At 67.1% G+C, this 19,207-nt stretch carries 32 protein-coding genes; 2 read left to right on the top strand and 30 right to left on the bottom strand.

All coding sequences use genetic code 11. The features are described from left to right. Positions 1–132: 132 nt before the first annotated feature. The 29 genes from rpsD to rpsJ form a co-directional block, all read right to left on the bottom strand. Entirely contained in the window at positions 133–741 is a 609-nt protein-coding gene (gene rpsD, locus AC1DXJ_RS03025; protein WP_477613498.1) for a 30S ribosomal protein S4, read from the bottom strand. 35 nt (positions 742–776) lie between these two features. Next, positions 777–1,181: a 30S ribosomal protein S11 gene (gene rpsK / locus AC1DXJ_RS03030; RefSeq protein ID WP_057378146.1), complete on the bottom strand. Its 405-nt coding sequence runs from the start codon at positions 1,179–1,181 to the stop codon at positions 777–779. After that, a complete protein-coding gene (rpsM, locus tag AC1DXJ_RS03035) occupies positions 1,181–1,558 on the bottom strand; it encodes a 30S ribosomal protein S13 (protein WP_477613499.1) in 378 nt (125 codons plus the stop codon). Before rpsM ends, rpsK begins: the two co-directional genes overlap by 1 nt. A 238-nt stretch (positions 1,559–1,796) precedes the next feature. After that, a complete protein-coding gene (gene rpmJ, locus AC1DXJ_RS03040) occupies positions 1,797–1,910 on the bottom strand; it encodes a 50S ribosomal protein L36 (protein ID WP_010148647.1) in 114 nt (37 codons plus the stop codon). Positions 1,911–1,978: 68 nt separating this feature from the next. Beyond that, positions 1,979–2,200, bottom strand: coding sequence for a translation initiation factor IF-1 (gene infA / locus AC1DXJ_RS03045; protein WP_006946284.1), 222 nt, complete (start codon positions 2,198–2,200; stop codon positions 1,979–1,981). Between the two features lie 141 nt (positions 2,201–2,341). Further along, positions 2,342–3,184 (bottom strand): type I methionyl aminopeptidase, encoded by an 843-nt coding sequence (map, locus tag AC1DXJ_RS03050; RefSeq protein WP_477613500.1) that lies wholly within the window; start codon positions 3,182–3,184, stop codon positions 2,342–2,344. Beyond that, on the bottom strand, positions 3,184–3,759 hold the full coding sequence (locus AC1DXJ_RS03055; protein ID WP_477613501.1) for an adenylate kinase: 576 nt from the start codon (positions 3,757–3,759) through the stop codon (positions 3,184–3,186). The genes map and AC1DXJ_RS03055 overlap by 1 nt, the downstream gene beginning before the upstream one ends. Further along, positions 3,759–5,072 (bottom strand): preprotein translocase subunit SecY, encoded by a 1,314-nt coding sequence (gene secY / locus AC1DXJ_RS03060; protein ID WP_477613502.1) that lies wholly within the window; start codon positions 5,070–5,072, stop codon positions 3,759–3,761. The genes AC1DXJ_RS03055 and secY overlap by 1 nt, the downstream gene beginning before the upstream one ends. 160 nt (positions 5,073–5,232) lie before the next feature. After that, positions 5,233–5,718, bottom strand: a complete 486-nt coding sequence (gene rplO / locus AC1DXJ_RS03065) for a 50S ribosomal protein L15 (protein WP_477613503.1) — start codon at positions 5,716–5,718, stop codon at positions 5,233–5,235. Between the two features lie 2 nt (positions 5,719–5,720). Next, the gene (gene rpmD, locus AC1DXJ_RS03070) at positions 5,721–5,903 is read right to left on the bottom strand and encodes a 50S ribosomal protein L30 (protein WP_056924254.1); all 183 of its coding nucleotides are present in this window, start codon (positions 5,901–5,903) and stop codon (positions 5,721–5,723) included. Further along, entirely contained in the window at positions 5,900–6,556 is a 657-nt protein-coding gene (gene rpsE, locus AC1DXJ_RS03075) for a 30S ribosomal protein S5 (RefSeq protein ID WP_477613504.1), read from the bottom strand. Before rpsE ends, rpmD begins: the two co-directional genes overlap by 4 nt. Before the next feature lie 40 nt (positions 6,557–6,596). After that, positions 6,597–6,971, bottom strand: a complete 375-nt coding sequence (rplR, locus tag AC1DXJ_RS03080; protein ID WP_477613505.1) for a 50S ribosomal protein L18 — start codon at positions 6,969–6,971, stop codon at positions 6,597–6,599. Positions 6,972–6,974: 3 nt separating this feature from the next. After that, positions 6,975–7,511, bottom strand: coding sequence for a 50S ribosomal protein L6 (rplF, locus tag AC1DXJ_RS03085; RefSeq protein ID WP_477613506.1), 537 nt, complete (start codon positions 7,509–7,511; stop codon positions 6,975–6,977). Between the two features lie 11 nt (positions 7,512–7,522). Further along, entirely contained in the window at positions 7,523–7,921 is a 399-nt protein-coding gene (gene rpsH / locus AC1DXJ_RS03090; protein WP_477613507.1) for a 30S ribosomal protein S8, read from the bottom strand. Between the two features lie 78 nt (positions 7,922–7,999). After that, positions 8,000–8,185: a type Z 30S ribosomal protein S14 gene (locus AC1DXJ_RS03095; protein ID WP_035902511.1), complete on the bottom strand. Its 186-nt coding sequence runs from the start codon at positions 8,183–8,185 to the stop codon at positions 8,000–8,002. 1 nt (position 8,186) lies between these two features. Next, positions 8,187–8,777 carry a 50S ribosomal protein L5 gene (gene rplE / locus AC1DXJ_RS03100; protein ID WP_477613508.1) on the bottom strand — a complete coding sequence of 197 codons (591 nt, stop codon included), beginning with the start codon at positions 8,775–8,777 and terminating at the stop codon, positions 8,187–8,189. Between the two features lie 5 nt (positions 8,778–8,782). Beyond that, on the bottom strand, positions 8,783–9,142 hold the full coding sequence (rplX, locus tag AC1DXJ_RS03105) for a 50S ribosomal protein L24 (protein WP_477613509.1): 360 nt from the start codon (positions 9,140–9,142) through the stop codon (positions 8,783–8,785). A 3-nt stretch (positions 9,143–9,145) separates the two neighbouring features. Further along, positions 9,146–9,514: a 50S ribosomal protein L14 gene (rplN, locus tag AC1DXJ_RS03110; RefSeq protein WP_056923992.1), complete on the bottom strand. Its 369-nt coding sequence runs from the start codon at positions 9,512–9,514 to the stop codon at positions 9,146–9,148. 141 nt (positions 9,515–9,655) lie between these two features. Further along, positions 9,656–9,946 (bottom strand): 30S ribosomal protein S17, encoded by a 291-nt coding sequence (gene rpsQ / locus AC1DXJ_RS03115; RefSeq protein ID WP_477613510.1) that lies wholly within the window; start codon positions 9,944–9,946, stop codon positions 9,656–9,658. Continuing rightward, positions 9,943–10,197 carry a 50S ribosomal protein L29 gene (gene rpmC, locus AC1DXJ_RS03120; protein ID WP_477613511.1) on the bottom strand — a complete coding sequence of 85 codons (255 nt, stop codon included), beginning with the start codon at positions 10,195–10,197 and terminating at the stop codon, positions 9,943–9,945. Before rpmC ends, rpsQ begins: the two co-directional genes overlap by 4 nt. Further along, positions 10,197–10,616, bottom strand: coding sequence for a 50S ribosomal protein L16 (rplP, locus tag AC1DXJ_RS03125; protein WP_477613512.1), 420 nt, complete (start codon positions 10,614–10,616; stop codon positions 10,197–10,199). The genes rpmC and rplP overlap by 1 nt, the downstream gene beginning before the upstream one ends. A gap of 1 nt (position 10,617) precedes the next feature. Continuing rightward, positions 10,618–11,439, bottom strand: a complete 822-nt coding sequence (gene rpsC, locus AC1DXJ_RS03130; protein WP_477613513.1) for a 30S ribosomal protein S3 — start codon at positions 11,437–11,439, stop codon at positions 10,618–10,620. Then, entirely contained in the window at positions 11,439–11,807 is a 369-nt protein-coding gene (rplV, locus tag AC1DXJ_RS03135) for a 50S ribosomal protein L22 (protein WP_477613901.1), read from the bottom strand. The genes rpsC and rplV overlap by 1 nt, the downstream gene beginning before the upstream one ends. A gap of 32 nt (positions 11,808–11,839) precedes the next feature. Then, positions 11,840–12,121, bottom strand: a complete 282-nt coding sequence (gene rpsS / locus AC1DXJ_RS03140) for a 30S ribosomal protein S19 (protein ID WP_056923996.1) — start codon at positions 12,119–12,121, stop codon at positions 11,840–11,842. A gap of 18 nt (positions 12,122–12,139) precedes the next feature. Beyond that, entirely contained in the window at positions 12,140–12,976 is an 837-nt protein-coding gene (rplB, locus tag AC1DXJ_RS03145) for a 50S ribosomal protein L2 (protein WP_056923997.1), read from the bottom strand. A 35-nt stretch (positions 12,977–13,011) separates the two neighbouring features. After that, positions 13,012–13,323, bottom strand: coding sequence for a 50S ribosomal protein L23 (rplW, locus tag AC1DXJ_RS03150; RefSeq protein ID WP_477613514.1), 312 nt, complete (start codon positions 13,321–13,323; stop codon positions 13,012–13,014). Then, a complete protein-coding gene (gene rplD / locus AC1DXJ_RS03155; protein ID WP_477636313.1) occupies positions 13,320–14,372 on the bottom strand; it encodes a 50S ribosomal protein L4, sunset domain variant in 1,053 nt (350 codons plus the stop codon). The genes rplW and rplD overlap by 4 nt, the downstream gene beginning before the upstream one ends. Before the next feature lie 5 nt (positions 14,373–14,377). Continuing rightward, positions 14,378–15,034 (bottom strand): 50S ribosomal protein L3, encoded by a 657-nt coding sequence (rplC, locus tag AC1DXJ_RS03160; RefSeq protein WP_477613516.1) that lies wholly within the window; start codon positions 15,032–15,034, stop codon positions 14,378–14,380. A 10-nt stretch (positions 15,035–15,044) separates the two neighbouring features. Further along, a complete protein-coding gene (gene rpsJ, locus AC1DXJ_RS03165; protein WP_009775966.1) occupies positions 15,045–15,353 on the bottom strand; it encodes a 30S ribosomal protein S10 in 309 nt (102 codons plus the stop codon). 422 nt (positions 15,354–15,775) lie between these two features. Between rpsJ and AC1DXJ_RS03170 the strand changes: the two genes are divergently transcribed. Together AC1DXJ_RS03170 and AC1DXJ_RS03175 are read left to right on the top strand one after the other, a co-directional pair. Beyond that, positions 15,776–17,083 (top strand): alpha-hydroxy-acid oxidizing protein, encoded by a 1,308-nt coding sequence (locus AC1DXJ_RS03170; RefSeq protein ID WP_477613518.1) that lies wholly within the window; start codon positions 15,776–15,778, stop codon positions 17,081–17,083. After that, on the top strand, positions 17,083–17,640 hold the full coding sequence (locus tag AC1DXJ_RS03175; RefSeq protein ID WP_477636314.1) for a GNAT family N-acetyltransferase: 558 nt from the start codon (positions 17,083–17,085) through the stop codon (positions 17,638–17,640). The genes AC1DXJ_RS03170 and AC1DXJ_RS03175 overlap by 1 nt, the downstream gene beginning before the upstream one ends. A 350-nt stretch (positions 17,641–17,990) precedes the next feature. Here the strand turns inward: AC1DXJ_RS03175 and tuf are convergent, their stop codons facing one another. After that, positions 17,991–19,187: an elongation factor Tu gene (tuf, locus tag AC1DXJ_RS03180; protein WP_477613520.1), complete on the bottom strand. Its 1,197-nt coding sequence runs from the start codon at positions 19,185–19,187 to the stop codon at positions 17,991–17,993. Positions 19,188–19,207 lie beyond the last annotated feature (20 nt).

Raw genomic sequence — 19,207 nt, forward strand, 5'->3', positions numbered from 1 at the left:
TTCCTCGTCGGCGACCGCTATATGACGCCGATGATGTGCCGGTCCGACCGGCTGCCGTGGTTGCCTCTGTCTGCGACCACAGCCGAAGGCGAGGTATGCCGCGTGGTCGCCCACGCGGCATACCCCATGCCGTCAGTTCTTGGAGTAGAGCTCGACGATCAGCTGCTCGGTGAGGATCGTGTCGATCTGCGCACGCTCCGGGAGCTGGTGGATCATGATCTGCAGCGTGCCCGGGACGACCTGGAGCCAGGCCGGGGTGGGGCGCTCACCGAACGTCTGGCGAGCCAGCTCGATCGGGAAGGTGTTCACGGACTGCTTGCGAACGGTGATGATGTCGTACTGCTCGACGCGGTAGGACGGAACGTCCACGCGCACGCCGTTGACCTCGAAGTGACCGTGCGTGACGAGCTGGCGAGCCGCACGACGGGTGCGGGCCAGGCCGGCGCGGTAGACCACGTTGTCCAGGCGGGACTCGAGGATCTGCAGCAGGGTCTCACCGGTCTTACCAGAACGCCGTGAGGCCTCCTTGTAGTAACCGCGGAACTGCTTCTCCATGACGCCGTAGGTGAAGCGAGCCTTCTGCTTCTCCTGCAGCTGGGTGAGGTACTCCTTCTCCTGCATCCGGCGACGGCCGTGCTGGCCGGGCGGGAAGGGACGGAGCTCGAAGTTCTTGTCGCCGCCGACGAGGTCGACCTTGAGGCGACGCGACTTCTTGGTGATGGGGCCGGTGTAACGAGCCATGAGTTTTCTCTATCTCCCTGTTCTTTACCGACGGCTCAGACGCGGCGGCGCTTGGGCGGGCGGACACCGTTGTGCGGCGAGGGGGTGACGTCGCTGATCGCACCGACCTCGAGGCCGGTCGCGGTCAGGGAGCGGATGGCGGTCTCGCGGCCAGAACCCGGACCCTTGACGAAGACATCGACCTTGCGCATGCCGTGCTCCATCGCGCGGCGGGCGGCAGCCTCGGCGGCCATCTGCGCAGCGAACGGGGTGGACTTGCGCGAACCCTTGAAGCCGACCTGGCCGGCGGAGGCCCAGGCAATGACGGCGCCGGTGGGGTCCGTGATCGAGATGATGGTGTTGTTGAAGGTGCTCTTGATGTGAGCGTGCCCGTGGGCGATGTTCTTCTTTTCCTTGCGGCGCACCTTCTTGGCGCCGGCAGTGCGAGCCTTGGGAGGCATTACTTACCAACCTTCTTCTTGCCGGCGACGGTGCGCTTGGGGCCCTTGCGGGTGCGCGCGTTGGTCTTGGTGCGCTGTCCACGCACGGGCAGGCCGCGGCGGTGGCGGATGCCCTCGTAGGAACCGATCTCGACCTTGCGGCGGATGTCGGCGGCGATCTCGCGACGGAGGTCACCCTCGATCTTGACGTTCGCCTCGAGGAAGTCACGGAGCTGGACCAGCTCGGTGTCGGTCAGGTCGCGGACGCGGGTGTTCGGGTTGACACCCGTGGCAGCCAGCGCCTGCTGGGAGCGGGTACGACCCACTCCGAAGATGTAGGTGAGAGCGATCTCGACGCGCTTCTCGCGTGGGAGATCAACACCAACAAGACGTGCCATCTTGTGTGTTTCCTTTGTTTCACCGGAGGTCTGGAGCAGTACCGTTCCGGGCTTGGTCCCGAAGCTTTCCTCGGGGCACCGGTCCCCGGCCTCCGGGCCGGGGGTGACGTCCTGGGCTGCGTCGACGACGCTGCCTCCAGGGGCCGGGTACTGCGGTCAATTCACTTGTCTGCGCTTCTCGAAGAGATGCGAGTCGTGCTGGGGCGAGACCCGTTTCGGGGCCTCGCGGTACTTCTGGTCAGCCCTGGCGCTGCTTGTGGCGCAGGTTCTCGCAGATCACCATGACCCGGCCGTGACGGCGGATCACCTTGCACTTGTCGCAGATCTTCTTGACGCTCGGCTGAACCTTCATAGCCTCTGCTTCGCCTCGATCTGGCACTGCCGGTCCGGATGGTCCAGCAGGTCTAACGGGTGGTGCGTCTAGCGGTAGCGGAAGACGATCCGGCCACGGGTCAGGTCGTACGGGCTGAGCTCCACCACCACGCGGTCCTCGGGGAGGATCCGGATGTAGTGCTGGCGCATCTTGCCCGAGATGTGAGCGAGAACCTTGTGACCGTTCGTGAGCTCGACCCGGAACATCGCGTTCGGGAGAGCCTCGACGATCGTGCCCTCGATCTCGATGACACCGTCCTTCTTGGCCATATCCTCCACAATCTGTTGCGTGGTACCCCCTGCTGGGGCGCGCACACGAATACGGCGCGCGAGGTCGCGCACCGACAGACGAGTCTACGCCAGGACGCGCTGAGCACGAAATCGTGCTCCGGACCGCCGCCCGCAGGAGGGTCAGCCCAGGGGTGCGTATGCCGCGCCCGCGGCTTCCAGCCGCTCTTTGCCACCGTCGAGGGCGGTGAGCACCCACAGCCCGTCGTCGGTGACCGCCACGGTGTTCTCCCAGTGCGCGGCACGGGAGGAGTCGGTGGTCACGACCGTCCAGTCGTCCTTGAGCACCCGGGTCTCGGCGGACCCGAGCGTCACCATCGGCTCGATCGCCACCGTCACCCCCGAGCGCACCGTGGGGCCCTTGTCGCGGACGCGGTAGTTCGGCACCTGCGGGTCCATGTGCATCTCGGTGCCGATGCCGTGGCCGACGTACTCCTCGACGATCCCGTAGTCGTGGCCGTCGCGCTCGCCCGAGGCGACGATGCTGTCCTCGACACCGGCACCCACGGCATACAGCGACTCCCCCACGGACAGCGCGGCGATGCCGGCCCACATGGAGTCCTCGGTGGCGTCGATGAGCGCGAGGTCCTCGGGACGCCCGGCGTCGCGGCCTCCCACGATCACGGAGATGGCCGCGTCACCGTGCCAGCCGTCCACGATGGCGCCGCAGTCGATGGAGATGAGGTCACCCTCGGCCAGCACCCGCGACCCGGGGATCCCGTGCACCACCTCGTCGTTGACCGACGTGCAGAGCGAGCCGGTGAAGCCGTGGTAGCCGAGGAACGACGGGGTCGCCCCACACCCGCGGATGTGCTCCTCCGCGAGCTCGTCGAGCTGCTTGGTCGTCATCCCCGGACGGACCGTCTGGGCCATCAGCTGCAGGGTCTGACCGACCACCAGGCCAGCCTTGCGCATCCGCAGGATCTGGTCTGGGGTCTTGGTCTCGATGCGGGACCGGCCGAACATCAGGATCGAGCAACCCCTTCGAGGGCGTCGGAGATGCGGGTGAAGACGTCGTCGACCGAACCCATCCCGTCGACCTGCACAAGCAGGCCACGAGCGGCGTAGACGTCGGTGAGCGGAGCGGTCTCGCGACGGTAGATCGCCTGCCGTTCGCGGATGACCTCTTCGGTGTCGTCCTCGCGACCCTCGATCTGGGCCCGCTTCAGCAGTCGCTGGACCACGGCCTCGTCGTCGACGGTCAGCTCGAGGACGGCCTCGAGCGCGTGGCCGTGCTCGGCCAGGATCGCGTCGAGGGTCTCGACCTGCGCCGCGGTGCGCGGGAAGCCGTCGAGCAGGAAGCCCTGCTCCGCGTCATCCTCGAAGAGCCGGTCGCGGACGACGGCGTTGGTGATCTCGTCGGTGACGTAGCCACCGGACGCGAGCACCTCCTTGACCTGGACGCCCAGCGGAGTCTCGTTCTTGATGTTGGCGCGGAAGATGTCACCCGTGGAGATCGCGGGGATGCCCAGGCTCGCGGCGATCTTGGCGGCCTGGGTGCCCTTACCGGCACCCGGTGGGCCGAGGATGATGAGGCGCATCAGCGGAGGAACCCTTCGTAATGGCGCTGCTGCAGCTGCGACTCGATCTGCTTCACCGTCTCGAGGCCGACGCCGACGATGATGAGGATGGAGGTGCCACCGAACGGGAAGTTCTGGTTGGCCCCGACGAGTACCAGTGCGATGAGCGGGATCAGCGAGACGAGGCCGAGGTAGATGGCCCCTGGAACCGTGATGCGGGTGAGCACGTAGTCGAGGTACTCGGCCGTGGGTCGCCCGGCGCGGATACCTGGGATGAAGCCGCCGTAGCGCTTCATGTTGTCAGCCACCTCGACCGGGTTGAACGTGATCGACACGTAGAAGAACGTGAAGAACAAGATCAGCACGATGTAGGCGAGCATGTAGATCGGGTGGTCGCCCCGCACGAGGTGCTGGTCGATCCAGGTCACCCAGCCGGCTTGGTCACCGGTGGTCGACCGGTTGAACTGTGCCAGCAAAGAGGGCAGGGCGAGCAGGGACGAGGCGAAGATCACGGGGATGACGCCGGCCATGTTGACCTTGAGCGGGATGTAGGTCGAGGTGCCGCCGTACATCTGGCGGCCGACCTGGCGCTTGGCGTACTGCACGGGGATGCGCCGCTGGCTCTGCTCGACGAACACGACCAGCGCGATGATCAGGAACCCCAGCAGGATGACGCCGATGAAGATGTCCCAGCGGCCGTCCTTCTGCTGGATCGCCCACAGCGAGGACGGGAACGAGCTGGCGATCGAGGTGAAGATCAGCAGCGACATGCCGTTGCCGATGCCCTTGTCGGTGACCAGCTCGCCGAGCCACATGACGACGCCGGTGCCGGCGGTCAGGGTGAGCACCATGATGACCAGGGTCACGATCGACTCGTCGGGCAGGATGCTCGTGCAGTTCGGGCCGAACAGTGCCGAGGGGTTCTGGGCGAACGTGATGAGCGTCGAGGACTGCAGGACCGCCAGGCCGATCGTCAGGTAGCGCGTGTACTGCGTCATCTTCGTCTGGCCCTGCTGGCCCTCCTTCTTGAGGGCCTCGAACCGCGGGATGACCACGGTGAGGAGCTGCACGATGATGCTCGCCGTGATGTACGGCATGATCCCGAGCGCGAAGATCGACAGCTGCAGGAGCGCGCCGCCACTGAACAGGTTGGCGAGGCCGAGCACACCGGTGGTCGAGTCCGCACCCTTGATGCAGGCCTGGACGGCCTTGTAGCTCACGCCGGGAACCGGCACGTGCGAGCCGAGCCGGAAGATGATGACGATCGCGAGGGTGAACAGCAGCTTCCTGCGCAGGTCCGGCGTCTTGAACGCACGGGTGAAGGCGGTGAGCACAGGTCCTCCTGGTGACGCGGGCCGGTTCGGCCTCGCGATGATGACGGTCAGGCAATCCTAGGAAGGCTACCCCGAGACTTTGGGCGGGACAGCAAACGGGGTATGCCGCGTGCTCACCTTGAGCGGTGAGCCCGCGGCATACCCTGTCGTCGTTGCGTGGTCAGGCGGAGGTGACCGAGCCGCCGGCGGCTTCGATCTTCTCCTTGGCGGTCGCCGAGAACTTGTCAGCGGTCACGTTGACCTTGACGGTGATCTCGCCGGTGCCGAGCACCTTGACCGGGGAGTTGTCGCGGACCGCACCCTTGGCCACGAGGTCGGCGATGGTCACATCGCCACCCTCGGGGAAGAGGGCGGACAGCTTGTCCAGGTTCACGACCTGGAACTCCACGCGGAACGGGTTCTTGAAGCCACGCAGCTTCGGGAGACGCATGTGCAGCGGCATGGCGCCACCTTCGAAGCGCTCCGGAACCTGGTAGCGGGCCTTGGTGCCCTTGGTGCCACGACCGGCGGTCTTGCCCTTGGAGCCCTCACCGCGACCCACACGGGTCTTCGCGGTCTTGGCGCCGGGGGCCGGACGCAGGTGGTGCACCTTGAGGGTCGTGCCCTCGGGCGCGGCAGCGGCCTTGACGGCCTTCTTCTCTGCCATGGTCAGTCAACCTCCTCGACGGCAACGAGGTGCGTCACCGTCTTGACCATCCCGCGGATCTCGGGACGGTCCTCCTTGACGACGACGTCGCCAATGCGCTTCAGACCGAGGCTGCGCAGCGTGTCACGCTGGTTCTGCTTGCCACCGATCTCGGAACGGGTCTGGGTCACCTTGAGACGCATCAGGCACCTGCCTTGGCGGCTTCGCGGCCAGCAGCCTGGGCGCGCAGCATCGCGGCCGGGGCCACGCGGTCGACCGGGAGGCCGCGGCGGGCAGCCACTTCCTCCGGACGCTCGAGACCCCGCAGGGCCGCGACCGTCGCGTGGACGACGTTGATGGCGTTGTCGGAGCCGAGCGACTTGCTCAGCACGTCGTGGATGCCGGCGCACTCGAGCACCGCACGCACCGGACCACCGGCGATGACACCGGTACCGGGGGCGGCGGGACGGAGCATGACGACACCGGCAGCGGCCTCACCCTGCACGGGGTGCGGGATGGTGCCCTGGATGCGGGGGACCTTGAAGAACTCCTTCTTGGCCTCCTCGACACCCTTGGCGATCGCCGCGGGAACTTCCTTGGCCTTGCCGTAGCCGACGCCGACGGTGCCGTCGCCGTCGCCCACGACCACGAGGGCGGTGAAGCTGAAGCGACGTCCACCCTTGACGACCTTGGACACGCGGTTGATGGTCACGACGCGCTCGACGTAGGCGCTCTTCTCGGCCTGGTCACGGCCGCCGTCACGACGGTTGTCGCGGCCACCGCGGCGGTCGCCGCGCTCACCACGAGCTGCGTCGCCGCCAGCAGCGGCACCAGTGCCTCGACGCTGGGGTCCGGGCATCAGATGTTCCTCATCTCAATAACAGTTGCGGTCACGGTGCTCACAGGGCCAGTCCACCCTCGCGGGCGCCCTCGGCGATGGCAGCGACGCGGCCGTGGTACTTGTTGCCACCACGGTCGAAGACGACAGCCTCGACACCGGCGCTCTTGGCGCGCTCGGCGAGCAGCTCGCCCACCTTGCGGGCCTTGGCGGTCTTGTCACCCTCGAACGAACGCAGGTCCGCCTCCATGGTGGAGGCCGACGCCACGGTCTTGCCGAGGGTGTCGTCGACGATCTGCACGAAGACGTGGCGCGAGGACCGCGACACGACCAGGCGCGGACGAACCGTCGTGCCGGTCACCTTCTTGCGCAGGCGCAGGTGGCGACGTCCGCGTGCAGCGGACTTGCCCTTGGCGCGCTTGACGATCATTGCCATGGCTTACTTACCGGCCTTTCCGACCTTGCGACGGATGTGCTCGCCCGCATAGCGAACGCCCTTGCCCTTGTACGGGTCGGGCTTGCGCAGCTTGCGGATGTTTGCAGCAACCTCGCCAACGAGCTGCTTGTCGATGCCCTGGACCGCGAAGCGGGTCGGGTTCTCGACGGCGAAGGAGATGCCCTCAGGGGCCTTGACGGTGATCGAGTGGCTGTAGCCCAGCGCGAACTCGAGGTCCCCGCCCTTGTTGGCCACGCGGTAACCCGTGCCGTGGATCTCCATCTTCTTCTCATAGCCCTCGGTCACACCGAGCACCATGTTGTTGATGAGCGACCGGGTCAGGCCGTGCAGGGCACGCGACTGGCGCTCGTCGTTGGGGCGCTTGACCTCGAGGTCCGCGTCACCCTTCTCGACGGTGATCGGCTCGGCCACGACGTGGCTGAGCTCGCCCTTGGGGCCCTTCACCTTGACGGACTGGCCGTCGATGGTGACCTCGACACCGCTCGGGATGGAGACCGGGAGTCGTCCGATACGCGACATGTCGAATCCCCTTACCAGACGTAGGCGAGGACTTCCCCGCCCACACCCTTGGCTTTGGCCTGGCGGTCCGTGAGGAGACCAGACGAGGTGGAAAGGATGGCCACACCGAGACCGCCGAGAACCTTGGGCAGGTTCGTCGACTTGGCGTAGACGCGCAGACCGGGCTTGGAGACACGGCGCACGCCAGCGATGGACCGCTCGCGGTTGGGGCCGTACTTGAGCTCGATGGTCAGCGTCTTGCCGACCTCGGCGTCCTCGACCTTCCAGGCGGCGATGTAGCCCTCCGCCTGGAGGATCTCGGCAATGTGGGACTTCAGCTTGGAAAACGGCATGGAGACATCGTCGTGGTGCGCCGAGTTGGCGTTCCTGACGCGGGTCAACATGTCCGCAATCGGGTCAGTCATGGTCATGGGCTTCTCCGGCCCTCTCTCACCGTGGTTTCACTGCGGATGCAGCGACCTGCGATGTAAGGATGAAATCGGTGGGTATTACCAGGAGCTCTTGGTGACGCCGGGCAGCTCGCCGCGGTGAGCCATCTCGCGAAGGCAGATGCGGCACAGCCCGAACTTGCGGTAGACCGAGTGCGGTCGGCCGCAGCGCTGACAACGGGTGTAGCCGCGCACCTTGAACTTCGGCTTCTTGTTGGCCTTGTTGACCAGGGCGGTCTTCGCCATGTCAGTTCTCCTTGAAGGGGAAGCCGAGCGCCTTGAGCAGTGCGCGGCCCTCGTCGTCATTGGTGGCGGTGGTCACCACGGTGATGTCCATGCCACGCACGCGGTCGATCCGGTCCTGGTCGATCTCGTGGAACATCGACTGCTCGGTGAGACCGAAGGTGTAGTTGCCGTTGCCGTCGAACTGCTTGGGCGACAGGCCGCGGAAGTCACGGATACGGGGCAGGGCCACCGACACGAGACGGTCGAGGAACTCCCACATCCGGTCGCCGCGCAGCGTGGTGTGCGCACCGATCGGCATGCCCTCGCGCAGCTTGAACTGCGCGATGGACTTGCGGGCCTTGGTCACCAGCGGCTTCTGGCCGGTGATGGCGGACAAGTCCCTGATCGCGCCCTCGATGAGCTTGGCGTCCTTGGCGGCGTCACCAACACCCATGTTGACGACGACCTTGACCACGCCGGGCACCTGCATGACGTTCTCGTAGCCGAACTGCGTGAACAGCCCGCCCTTGATCTCGTCCGCGTAGCGCTGCTTGAGGCGCGGCGTGACCGCTGCGGAAACTTCGGTCTGAGGCTTGGTTTCTGTTTCGGTCATGTCTCTCACAGGTCCTTGCCCGAGCGCACCGCGACACGGGTGCGGACGGTCTTGGTGCGGCCGCCACGCTCGACGGTCTCGACGCGGGTCTTGATCCGGGTCGCGAGCTTCTTGTCATCGGGGTCCACGACGGCCACGTTGCTCACGTGGATCGCGGCTTCCTGGACGACCAGGCCACCGGTACGGGTACCGCGGGCGGACTGACCGGCCTTGGTGTGGCGGGTCACCCGGTTGACGCCCTCGACGAGCACGCGCTCGGTCTCGGGGTACACGGCGATGACCTTGCCGATGCTGTTGCGATCCTTGCCGGTGAGCACCTTGACGGTGTCACCCTTCTTGATCTTCATCTTCTTCTTGTCAGCCATGGGTCAGAGCACCTCCGGCGCCAACGAGATGATCTTCATGAACTTCTTCTCACGCAGCTCGCGGCCCACCGGGCCGAAGATGCGGGTGCCACGGGGGTCCCCGTCGGCCTTGAGGATGACGGCGGCGTTCTCGTCGAACTTGATGTACGACCCGTCGCCGCGACGGCGCTCCTTGGTGGTGCGCACGATGACGGCCTTGACGACGTCGCCCTTCTTGACGTTGCCGCCGGGAATGGCGTCCTTGACGGCGGCGACGATGACGTCACCGATGCCGGCGTAACGACGACCCGAGCCACCGAGAACACGGATGCAAAGGATTTCCTTGGCACCAGTGTTGTCGGCGACGCGCAGTCGCGACTCCTGCTGGATCACTGTCTAACTCCTGTCGTCGAGCTGGTTCTCACGCACGGTGAGCCTTGCCGAACTGTGGGGGGCTTGTTGTCCGTGCCCCCGCGGCATACCTGGCGTTGTTTCTCCGGTATGCCGCGTGGGCGGCGGATGCTGAGGTTGGTACTACTTGGCCTTCTCGAGGATCTCCACCACGCGCCAGCGCTTGGTGGCCGAGAGCGGACGGGTCTCCATGATCGAGACGCGGTCACCGATACCGGCGGCGTTGTCCTCGTCGTGGGCCTTGACCTTGCTCGAGCGTCGCAGGACCTTGCCGTAGAGAGCGTGCTTGACGCGGTCCTCGACCTCGACCACGACGGTCTTGTCCATCTTGTCGCTCACCACGTAGCCCTGACGGGTCTTGCGGTAGTTGCGGTCTTGCGCCGTCACTGCCTCATCCTTCACGTCCTTGGTCATGCCGACTCCTCCTTGGCTTCGACACTCGGGCTCTGCCCGATGCCGAGCTCGCGCTCACGCAGCTCGGTGTAGATGCGGGCGATGTCCTTGCGGACGGCGCGCAGGCGGCCGTGGTTGTCCAGCTGGCCGGTGGCCGACTGGAACCGGAGGTTGAACAGCTCCTCCTTGGCCTTGCGGAGCTCGTCCACAAGGTGGTCGTCGTCGAGACCACGAAGGTTCTCGGACACCAGGTCCTTGGATCCGACTGCCATCAGATGTCACCACCCTCACGCCGAACGAAGCGGCACTTCATGGGGAGCTTGTGCATCGCCAGACGCATGGCTTCACGGGCGACCTCTTCGGACACACCGTTCACCTCGAACATCACGCGACCAGGCTTGACGTTGGCGATCCACCACTCGGGGGAGCCCTTACCGGAACCCATGCGGGTCTCAGCAGGCTTCTTGGTCAGCGGGCGGTCGGGGTAGATGTTGATCCACACCTTTCCGCCACGCTTCATGTAACGCGTCATCGCAATACGAGCGGACTCGATCTGACGGTTGGTGACGTAGGCGGGCTCGAGGGCCTGGATGCCATAGTCGCCGAACGCGATCTTGGTGCCACCCTTGGCAGCGCCCGAACGACCCGGGTGGTGCTGCTTGCGGTGCTTGACTCGACGAGGAATCAACATGTCAGGACTGCTCTCCCTCAGTGCTGGCTGCGGCTGCGGTCGCCTCAGCGGCGGGAGCCTCAGCAGCGGTCTCGGTGGCGGCCTCCGGACGCTCGCGACGAGCGCGGGCCGGACGGTCTGCGCCGTCACGACGCGGGCCACGGCTCGGACGCGGCGCAGCAGCCTGCTGCTGAGCCAGCTCGCGAGCGGTGACGTCGCCCTTGTAGATCCACACCTTGACGCCGATGCGACCGAACGTGGTGCGGGCCTCGTAGAAGCCGTAGTCGATCTGCGCACGCAGGGTGTGCAGCGGAACGCGACCCTCGCGGTAGAACTCGGTGCGAGACATCTCGGCGCCGCCGAGGCGACCGGAGACCTGGACACGGATGCCCTTGGCGCCGGCGCGGGTGGCGGACTGCATGCCCTTGCGCATCGCACGACGGAACGACACACGAGCAGAGAGCTGCTCGGCGATGCCCTGCGCGACGAGCTGGCTGTCCACCTCGGGGTTCTTGACCTCGAGGATGTTCAGCTGGACCTGCTTGCCGGTGAGCTTCTCGAGCTCGCCACGGATGCGGTCGGCCTCGGCGCCACGACGACCGATGACGATGCCGGGACGCGCGGTGTGGATGTCCACACGGACGCGGTCACGGGTGCGCTCGATCTCGACGCGGGAGATGCCGGCCCGCTCCATGCCCTCGGACATGAGCTTGCGGATGGCGACGTCTTCCTTGACGTAGTCGCGGTACCGCTGACCCTCCTTGGTGGAGTCAGCGAACCAGCGGCTCTTGTGCTCGGTGGTGATACCGAGGCGGAAGCCGTGCGGGTTGACCTTCTGACCCATTAGCGGGTGCCTCCCTTGGTGGTCTTCGGCGTGACGACCACGGTGATGTGGCTGGTCCGCTTGTTGATGCGTGCCGCGCGGCCCTGGGCCCGCGGGCGGAACCGCTTCATGGTCGGACCCTCGTCGACGAACGCCTCGCTGATGACCAGGTTGGTCTCGTCGAAGGCCTCAGAGGCCTTGTCCGCCTTGACCCGGAGGTTGGCGATGGCGCTCTCGAGCACCTTCTGCACCGGGTCGGAGGCGTACTGCGGCGCGAACCGGAGCACAGCGATGGCCTCAGTGGCCTGCTTGCCGCGGATCAGGTCCACCATGCGGCGGGCCTTCTGGGGCGTGACGCGGACGTGCCGCGCACTCGCCTTGGCTTCCATCACGTTGTCCTTGTTCTCGGTCGGGGCAGCCATCAGCGACGACGCCCCTTCTTGTCGTCCTTCACGTGACCCTTGAACGTGCGGGTCGGTGCGAACTCACCGAGCTTGTGGCCGACCATCGACTCGGTGACGAACACCGGGACGTGCTTGCGACCGTCGTGCACGGCGAGGGTGTGACCCAGCATGTCGGGGCTCACGACCGACCGACGCGACCAGGTCTTGATGACGTTCTTGGTGCCCGCTTCGTTCTGGACGTCGACCTTCTTCTGAAGGTGGCCGTCGATGAAAGGGCCCTTCTTCAAGCTACGAGGCATGGTTTCTCAGGCTCCTTCTCAGCGCTTCTTGCCAGTACGACGGCGGCGAACGATCATCTTGTCGCTCGGCTTGCCGGGGCGGCGGGTGCGGCCCTCGGCCTGACCCCACGGGCTGACGGGGTGACGACCACCGGACGTCTTACCCTCACCACCACCGTGCGGGTGGTCGACCGGGTTCATGGCGACACCACGGACGGTCGGGCGCTTGCCCTTCCACCTCATGCGGCCGGCCTTGCCCCAGTTGATGTTGGACTGCTCGGCGTTGCCGACCTCGCCGACCGTGGCGCGGCAGCGCAGGTCGACGTTGCGGATCTCACCGGACGGCATACGCAGCTGGGCGTAGGGACCGTCCTTGGCGACGAGCTGCACGCGCACACCAGCGGAGCGGGCGATCTTCGCACCGCCACCGGGCTTGAGCTCGACGGCGTGGATGACCGTACCGGTCGGGATGTTGCGCAGCGGCAGGCTGTTGCCGGGCTTGATGTCGGCCGAGGGGCCGTTCTCGATGTTGGCGCCCTGCTCCAGGCCCTTGGGGGCCAGGATGTAGCGCTTCTCACCGTCGGCGTAGTGCAGCAGCGCGATGCGCGCCGTGCGGTTGGGGTCGTACTCGATGTGAGCGACCTTGGCCGGCACGCCGTCCTTGTCATGGCGACGGAAGTCGATGACGCGGTAGGCGCGCTTGTGTCCACCACCGATGTGACGGGTGGTGATGCGGCCGTTGCTGTTGCGTCCACCGGACTTCGTCAGGGGGCGCACCAGCGACTTCTCAGGCGTGGAGCGCGTGACCTCGACGAAGTCGGCGACGCTGGAGCCTCGGCGGCCAGGCGTGGTCGGCTTGTACTTACGGATACCCATGTTTCGTAATCCCTTACGTCTCTTCAGCGATTCCGTCAGGCGCCGGCACCGAAGATGTCGATCGAGCCCTCGCGGAGGGTGACGATCGCACGCTTGGTGTCCTTGCGCTTGCCGAGGCCGAACCGGGTGCGGCGGGTCTTGCCGACACGGTTGAGGGTGTGGACGGAGTCAACCTTGACGTTGAAGACGCGCTCGACGGCGATCTTGATCTCCGTCTTGTTCGCCCGCGGGTCGACGATGAAGGTGTACTTGCCCTGGTCGAGCAGCGAGTACGACTTCTCGGAAACGACCGGCGCGATCAGGATGTCGCGGGGGTCCTTGCCGTACAGAGCAGACTGGGTGCTCACTTGGTCTCCTCCTCAGCCACGTCAGTGGTCTCCTGGGCAGCAGCGCCACCGGCGGGGACGAAACCTGCAGCCTGGGCGGCATCCGCAGTGCGGAACCAGACCTCGGCGACGGTCGCGTCGTACCAGCGGGAGCCGGGGACGTGGAACTTCATCGAGTCCTTGTTGCCCTTGACCTCGAAGCCCTCCGGCGCGGAGCCGTCCTCGAGGGCGACAGCCGAGTCGGCGCCGTAGCCACCGTCGGTGTCCTCGGGAGCGTCCACCAGCGTCGCGGCCTTCTCGGCCTTGGCGGGCTTCTCGGCCTTGGCGGGCTTGTCGGCCTTGGCCGGCTTCTCCGCCTTGGCAGGCTTGTCCGCCTTGGCCTCGGACTTCTCGGTCTTGGCAGCCTTGGCCGGCTTGTCGGCCTTGGCAGGTGCGTCGTCGACGATCTCGACCTCGATGACGCCGCCGACCGGCTGCGCCTTGGAGACGAACGCCTCCAGGGCAGCGGTGGTGAAGACGACATCGTCCGCGCACAGCACGTCGTACGTGTTGAGCTGGTCGGCGGCGAGCACGTGCACGCCGTCGAGGTTGCGGACCGACTTCAGCGACACGACATCGCTGCGGTCGAGCACGACGAGCAGGTTGGGACGGTCGGTCAGGCCGGCGAGCAGCGCGAGCGCGTCCTTGGTGGACGGCGCAGTGCCGGTCACGAGGGACTCGACGACGTGCACCCGGTCGTTGCGGGCCCGGTCGGAGAGGGCACCGCGCAGGGCGGCGGCCTTCATCTTCTTGGGGGTCCGCTGGGCGTAGTCACGCGGCTGCGGGCCGTGGACGACGCCACCGCCTGCGAACTGCGGGGCGCGGGTCGAGCCCTGACGGGCGCGGCCGGTGCCCTTCTGGCGGTAGGGCTTGCGGCCACCACCGCGGACTTCGCCGCGGGTCTTGGTGGAGTGCGTGCCCTGACGCGCGGCGGCCAGCTGGGCCACGACGACCTGGTGGATCAGCGGAACGTTGACCTGGACGTCGAAGATCTCGGCGGGCAGGTCAGCAGCGACGGTCTTGGTTGCCATCTGGCTCAGGCTCCCTTCGCGGCCGTGCGGACGAGGACGGTGCCGTTGCGGGGGCCGGGAACGGCACCCTTGATCAGCAGCAGGCCCCGCTCCACGTCCACGGCGTGGATCGTGAGGTTCTGGGTGGTCTGGCGCTCGCCGCCCATCCGGCCGGCCATGCGCATGCCCTTGAACACGCGACCCGGGGTGGCGCAGCCACCGATCGAGCCAGGCTTGCGGTGGTTCTTGTGGGAACCGTGGGAGGAGCTGACGCCGTGGAAGCCGTGACGCTTCATGACGCCGGCAAAGCCCTTGCCCTTGGTGGTCCCGGTGACGTCGATCGCCTGGCCGGCCTCGAAGGTCTCGACCGTGACTTCCTGGCCGAGCGTGTACTCGGCGGCGTCAGCGGTACGGAGCTCCACGAGGTGGCGACGCGGGGTCACGCCGGCCTTCTCGAAGTGCCCGGTCAGGGGCTTGGTCACCTTGCGGGGGTCGATGGCGCCGAACGCGATCTGGACGGCGTCGTAGCCGTCCTTCGCAGCGGCGCGGACCTGCGTGACGACGCAGGGGCCCGCTTCGATGACGGTGACGGGGATGAGCCGGTTGTCGGCATCCCACACCTGGGTCATACCGAGCTTCTTGCCCAGTACGCCCTTCACGGTCTTGGTAGCAGTGGTGGTCATTTCGCCAGCCTCAGAGCTTGATCTCGATGTTGACGTCTGCCGGCAGGTCGAGACGCATCAGCGAGTCGACGGCCTTCGGCGTCGGGTCGATGATGTCGATCAAGCGCTTGTGGGTGCGCATCTCGAAGTGCTCGCGGCTGTCCTTGTACTTGTGGGGCGAACGGATGACCACGAAGACGTTCTTCTCCGTGGGCAGCGGCACAGGGCCGACTACCGTCGCGCCAGCACGGGTCACCGTGTCGACAATCTTGCGCGCCGAGTTGTCGATGACCTCGTGGTCATACGACTTCAAGCGGATGCGGATCTTCTGTCCCGCCATCTCCGTTACGTCTCTCTCTCGCCGAACATCTAGCTTGGCCGGCTCTTGGCCATCTCCGACCCCCGCGGTCGGGTGTGTCGCACCCGCTTCGCGGCCGGACGACACGCGTTTTCACGCAGTCGTGCGGTTCGGATTGACCGGCAGAGCCGGGGCTTGCGCTTCCCTGGAGTGTCGCCCCGCGCATCAATGCACGGTTCGAGGTGTGTCACCGGGGGTGGCGGCGTCGACATGGGTCAACGGCGCGCGTCAAGCAACCGGTCCAGTGTGCCAGAGGCGACGGTGACCTACCAAATCGAGGCCGGGCCACGCGGCATACCCGCTCCGATGGCGCGTCGCGCCGCTCTGCCCCCTCCCGGGTATGCCGGGTGCTCACCGGTGTCGTTCACCCCCAGCGGGGTGGTCCCGCTGGCAGGATCGGGGCCATGACGACGCCGCCCGAAGGTCCAGGCAGGGCCAGGCAGGGCCTGATCTACCGCGCGGGAGTGCTGGGCCACCGCCCCACGGTGCCGACCGACTTCGCCGAGCTCGAGCGACGTGCGGCAGCGACGATGTCACCACGGGCCTGGGCCTATGTCGCGGGCGGGGCGGGCGAGGGCGCGACCATGCGGGCGAACCGCGCCGCCTTCGAGCGCGTCCGGATCGTGCCCCGCCTGCTGCCCGGCAACGCCCAGCGCGACCTGTCCACCGAGATCCTCGGCCGACGGCTTCCCGCACCGGTGCTGCTCGCCCCCGTGGGTGCGGCCGGGTTGGTCCACCGCGACAGCGACCTCGAGATCGGCTCGGCGGCGGCTGAGCTCGGCCTGCCGTACATCCTGTCCAACCAGGGGTGTTCCCCGATGGAGGACGTCGCGGCAGCCATGGGGTCGGCGCCGCGATGGTTCCAGCTCTACTGGTCCACCGACGAACCGCTCGTCGACAGCTTCCTCGCCCGCGCCGCCGCGAGCGGCGCCGAGGCGATCGTGGTCACCCTCGACACGACGATGCTGGGGTGGCGCCCCCAGGACCTGAACCTCGGGTCCCTGCCGTTCTCCCAGGGCATCGGCATCGCGCAGTACACCTCCGACCCGCGCTTCCAGCAGGTGGTCCGCGACCGGATCGCGGCGAAGGCGGCCGCGGCTGAGGCAGCCGTGCGCGCCAAGGACGACGTCAAGGTGACGGTGGGCGCGCTCCGGTCGCTGTTGTCGATCAGCCGCGAGCACCCCGGCGACCTGCGGGCCAACCTCCGCTCCCCCACGCCCCGGGCTGCGGTCGAGACGTTCCTCGACATCTACTCGAACCCCGGGCTCACCTGGGAGCAGCTCGCCACCCTGCGCGACCGCACGGACCTCCCGTTCCTGGTCAAGGGTGTCCTGCACCCTGACGACGCGACACGGGCCGTGGAAGCGGGTGCCAGCGGGGTCGTGGTCAGCAACCACGGCGGACGGCAGGTCGACGGCGCGATCGCCTCCCTCGACGCCCTGCCGTCGGTGCGCGCAGCCCTCGGACCCGACCTCGCGGTGATCCTGGACAGCGGTGTCCGCACCGGCAGCGACGTCGTCAAGGCCATCGCGCTGGGCGCCGACGCCGTCGCGATCGGCCGGCCCTACCTCTACGGCCTGGCCCTCGGTGGGCGGGACGGTGTCAGGGACGTGCTGGCCAACATCGTGGCCGAGCTGGACCTGACGATGGGGCTGTCGGGTGTCGGCTCGGTGGCGCAGATCGGACCCGAGCTGTTGCAGACGCCCTCCTGATGTCCAGGCCGCACCTGACGACGCCGCGGCTCCAGCTGCGTCCACTGAAGGCGGACGACAGCGACCTGCTGGTCGAGCTCGACGGCGACCCCGACGTGATGGAGTTCCTGACCGGGAGGGCCACCGGGCCACAGGAGGTCATCGAGGTCTGGATGCCGCACCGCACCGAACCCGCGCACGACGCGCTGGGGCTGGGCTACTGGTCCRCCTTCGAGGACGAGGAGTTCGTCGGGTGGTTCTGCCTCACCCCGGACGACGGGTTGACGAGCGAGGCTGCCGAGCTGGGCTACCGGCTGCGCAGGCGAGCCTGGGGGCGAGGGCTGGCCACCGAGGGCGCCACCCGCTTGATGGAGCACGGCTTCGTCACCGTCGGGCTCGACCGGATCTGGGCCGAGACGATGGCAGTGAACGTCCGCTCCCGGGCGGTCCTCGAACGGCTCGGCCTGCGCCACGTCCGCACCGACATCAGGGAATGGGACGAGCCGCTGCCCGGTGCCGAGCTGGGCGAGGTCGTCTACGAGCTGACCGCCGCCGAGTTCGCAGCGGCCCACGGCTGACCCCCGCCCACCTGTTGCCGGCTGGTGGTCACCAACCCCGGAAATCGCCGCCCCGTGACGACCTGGCGGCAACACGTCGCAAGACGCCCCCACCTGTTGCCGGCTGGTCGTCACCAAACCCCGGAGATCGCCACTCCGTGACGACCTGGCGGCAACACGTCGCCAGAGGCCCCCACCTGTTGCCGGCTCGTGGTCACCAACACCCGGGAATCGCCACCCCGTGACGACCTGGCGGCAACACGTCGCAGGCCCGCGCGGCATACGGGACAGCGAAGGGCCCCGCAGCCGAAGCTGCGGGGCCCTCCTGTGGTGCTGGTGCGTCAGATCACCGGTGGCGAAGTCGCCGAGTGTTACTTGGTGATCTTGGTGACGCGGCCGGCGCCGACGGTACGGCCGCCCTCGCGAATGGCGAAGCGCAGGCCCTCCTCCATGGCGATCGGCTGGATGAGCTCGACGTTCATCTCCGTGTTGTCACCGGGCATGACCATCTCGGTGCCCTCGGGGAGGTGCACGACGCCGGTCACGTCGGTGGTGCGGAAGTAGAACTGCGGGCGGTAGTTGTCGTAGAACGGCGTGTGACGGCCGCCCTCATCCTTGGACAGGATGTAGACGTTGGCCTCGAAGTCCGTGTGCGGGGTGATCGAGCCCGGCTTGACGATGACCTGGCCGCGCTCGACGTCCTCGCGCTTGGTGCCACGAAGAAGCAGGCCGACGTTCTCGCCCGCACGACCCTCGTCGAGCAGCTTGCGGAACATCTCGATGCCGGTGACCGTGGTCTTGGCCGGCGGGCCGGGGTGGATGCCGACGATCTCGACCTCAGCGTTGACGTTGAGGATGCCGCGCTCGATACGACCGGTGACGACGGTGCCACGACCGGTGATCGTGAACACGTCCTCGACGGGCATGAGGAACGGCTTGTCGACGTCACGCTCGGGGATCGGGATGTGGTTGTCCACGGCGTCCATGAGCTCCAGGACGGAGTTGCCCCACTCGGCGTCGCCCTCGAGCGCCTTGAGCGCCGAGACCTTGACGACCGGCAGGTCGTCGCCCGGGAACTCGTAGTCGGACAGCAGCTCGCGGACCTCCATCTCGACGAGCTCGAGGATCTCCTCGTCGTCGACCATGTCGGCCTTGTTGAGCGCCACGACGATGTAGGGAACGCCGACCTGGCGGGCCAGGAGGACGTGCTCCTTCGTCTGCGGCATCGGGCCGTCGGTCGCCGCAACCACGAGGATCGCACCGTCCATCTGCGCCGCACCCGTGATCATGTTCTTCACGTAGTCAGCGTGACCGGGGCAGTCGACGTGGGCGTAGTGACGGCTCTCCGTCTGGTACTCGATGTGCGCGATCGAGATCGTGATACCGCGCTGCTTCTCTTCGGGTGCCTTGTCGATGTCGTCGAACGCGAACTGCGGGTTCAGGTCCGGGTACTTGTCGTGCAGGACCTTGGAAATCGCAGCCGTCAGCGTCGTCTTACCGTGGTCGATGTGACCAATGGTGCCGATGTTGACGTGCGGCTTAGTCCGCTCGAACTTTGCCTTCGCCACTTGATGTCCTCCTCAGGACT

This window comes from Pedococcus sp. P2_D9 (genome assembly GCF_056404275.1).

What these genes read in the sequence shown, in the direction of transcription:
- rpsD (WP_477613498.1), bottom strand. Translation starts at nt 741, where the DNA reads ATGGCTCGTTACACCGGCCCCATCACCAAGAAGTCGCGTCGCCTCAAG.
- rpsK (WP_057378146.1), bottom strand. Translation starts at nt 1,181, where the DNA reads ATGCCTCCCAAGGCTCGCACTGCCGGCGCCAAGAAGGTGCGCCGCAAG.
- rpsM (WP_477613499.1), bottom strand. Translation starts at nt 1,558, where the DNA reads ATGGCACGTCTTGTTGGTGTTGATCTCCCACGCGAGAAGCGCGTCGAG.
- rpmJ (WP_010148647.1), bottom strand. Translation starts at nt 1,910, where the DNA reads ATGAAGGTTCAGCCGAGCGTCAAGAAGATCTGCGACAAGTGCAAGGTG.
- infA (WP_006946284.1), bottom strand. Translation starts at nt 2,200, where the DNA reads ATGGCCAAGAAGGACGGTGTCATCGAGATCGAGGGCACGATCGTCGAG.
- map (WP_477613500.1), bottom strand. Translation starts at nt 3,184, where the DNA reads ATGTTCGGCCGGTCCCGCATCGAGACCAAGACCCCAGACCAGATCCTG.
- AC1DXJ_RS03055 (WP_477613501.1), bottom strand. Translation starts at nt 3,759, where the DNA reads ATGCGCCTCATCATCCTCGGCCCACCGGGTGCCGGTAAGGGCACCCAG.
- rplO (WP_477613503.1), bottom strand. Translation starts at nt 5,718, where the DNA reads ATGGCAGAGAAGAAGGCCGTCAAGGCCGCTGCCGCGCCCGAGGGCACG.
- rpsE (WP_477613504.1), bottom strand. Translation starts at nt 6,556, where the DNA reads ATGCCCGGACCCCAGCGTCGAGGCACTGGTGCCGCTGCTGGCGGCGAC.
- rplR (WP_477613505.1), bottom strand. Translation starts at nt 6,971, where the DNA reads ATGGCAATGATCGTCAAGCGCGCCAAGGGCAAGTCCGCTGCACGCGGA.
- rplF (WP_477613506.1), bottom strand. Translation starts at nt 7,511, where the DNA reads ATGTCGCGTATCGGACGACTCCCGGTCTCCATCCCGAGCGGTGTCGAG.
- rpsH (WP_477613507.1), bottom strand. Translation starts at nt 7,921, where the DNA reads ATGACCATGACTGACCCGATTGCGGACATGTTGACCCGCGTCAGGAAC.
- AC1DXJ_RS03095 (WP_035902511.1), bottom strand. Translation starts at nt 8,185, where the DNA reads ATGGCGAAGACCGCCCTGGTCAACAAGGCCAACAAGAAGCCGAAGTTC.
- rplE (WP_477613508.1), bottom strand. Translation starts at nt 8,777, where the DNA reads ATGACCGAAACAGAAACCAAGCCTCAGACCGAAGTTTCCGCAGCGGTC.
- rplX (WP_477613509.1), bottom strand. Translation starts at nt 9,142, where the DNA reads ATGGCTGACAAGAAGAAGATGAAGATCAAGAAGGGTGACACCGTCAAG.
- rpsQ (WP_477613510.1), bottom strand. Translation starts at nt 9,946, where the DNA reads ATGACCAAGGACGTGAAGGATGAGGCAGTGACGGCGCAAGACCGCAAC.
- rpmC (WP_477613511.1), bottom strand. Translation starts at nt 10,197, where the DNA reads ATGGCAGTCGGATCCAAGGACCTGGTGTCCGAGAACCTTCGTGGTCTC.
- rplP (WP_477613512.1), bottom strand. Translation starts at nt 10,616, where the DNA reads ATGTTGATTCCTCGTCGAGTCAAGCACCGCAAGCAGCACCACCCGGGT.
- rpsC (WP_477613513.1), bottom strand. Translation starts at nt 11,439, where the DNA reads ATGGGTCAGAAGGTCAACCCGCACGGCTTCCGCCTCGGTATCACCACC.
- rplV (WP_477613901.1), bottom strand. Translation starts at nt 11,807, where the DNA reads ATGGAAGCCAAGGCGAGTGCGCGGCACGTCCGCGTCACGCCCCAGAAG.
- rpsS (WP_056923996.1), bottom strand. Translation starts at nt 12,121, where the DNA reads ATGCCTCGTAGCTTGAAGAAGGGCCCTTTCATCGACGGCCACCTTCAG.
- rplB (WP_056923997.1), bottom strand. Translation starts at nt 12,976, where the DNA reads ATGGGTATCCGTAAGTACAAGCCGACCACGCCTGGCCGCCGAGGCTCC.
- rplD (WP_477636313.1), bottom strand. Translation starts at nt 14,372, where the DNA reads ATGGCAACCAAGACCGTCGCTGCTGACCTGCCCGCCGAGATCTTCGAC.
- rplC (WP_477613516.1), bottom strand. Translation starts at nt 15,034, where the DNA reads ATGACCACCACTGCTACCAAGACCGTGAAGGGCGTACTGGGCAAGAAG.
- rpsJ (WP_009775966.1), bottom strand. Translation starts at nt 15,353, where the DNA reads ATGGCGGGACAGAAGATCCGCATCCGCTTGAAGTCGTATGACCACGAG.
- AC1DXJ_RS03170 (WP_477613518.1), top strand. Translation starts at nt 15,776, where the DNA reads ATGACGACGCCGCCCGAAGGTCCAGGCAGGGCCAGGCAGGGCCTGATC.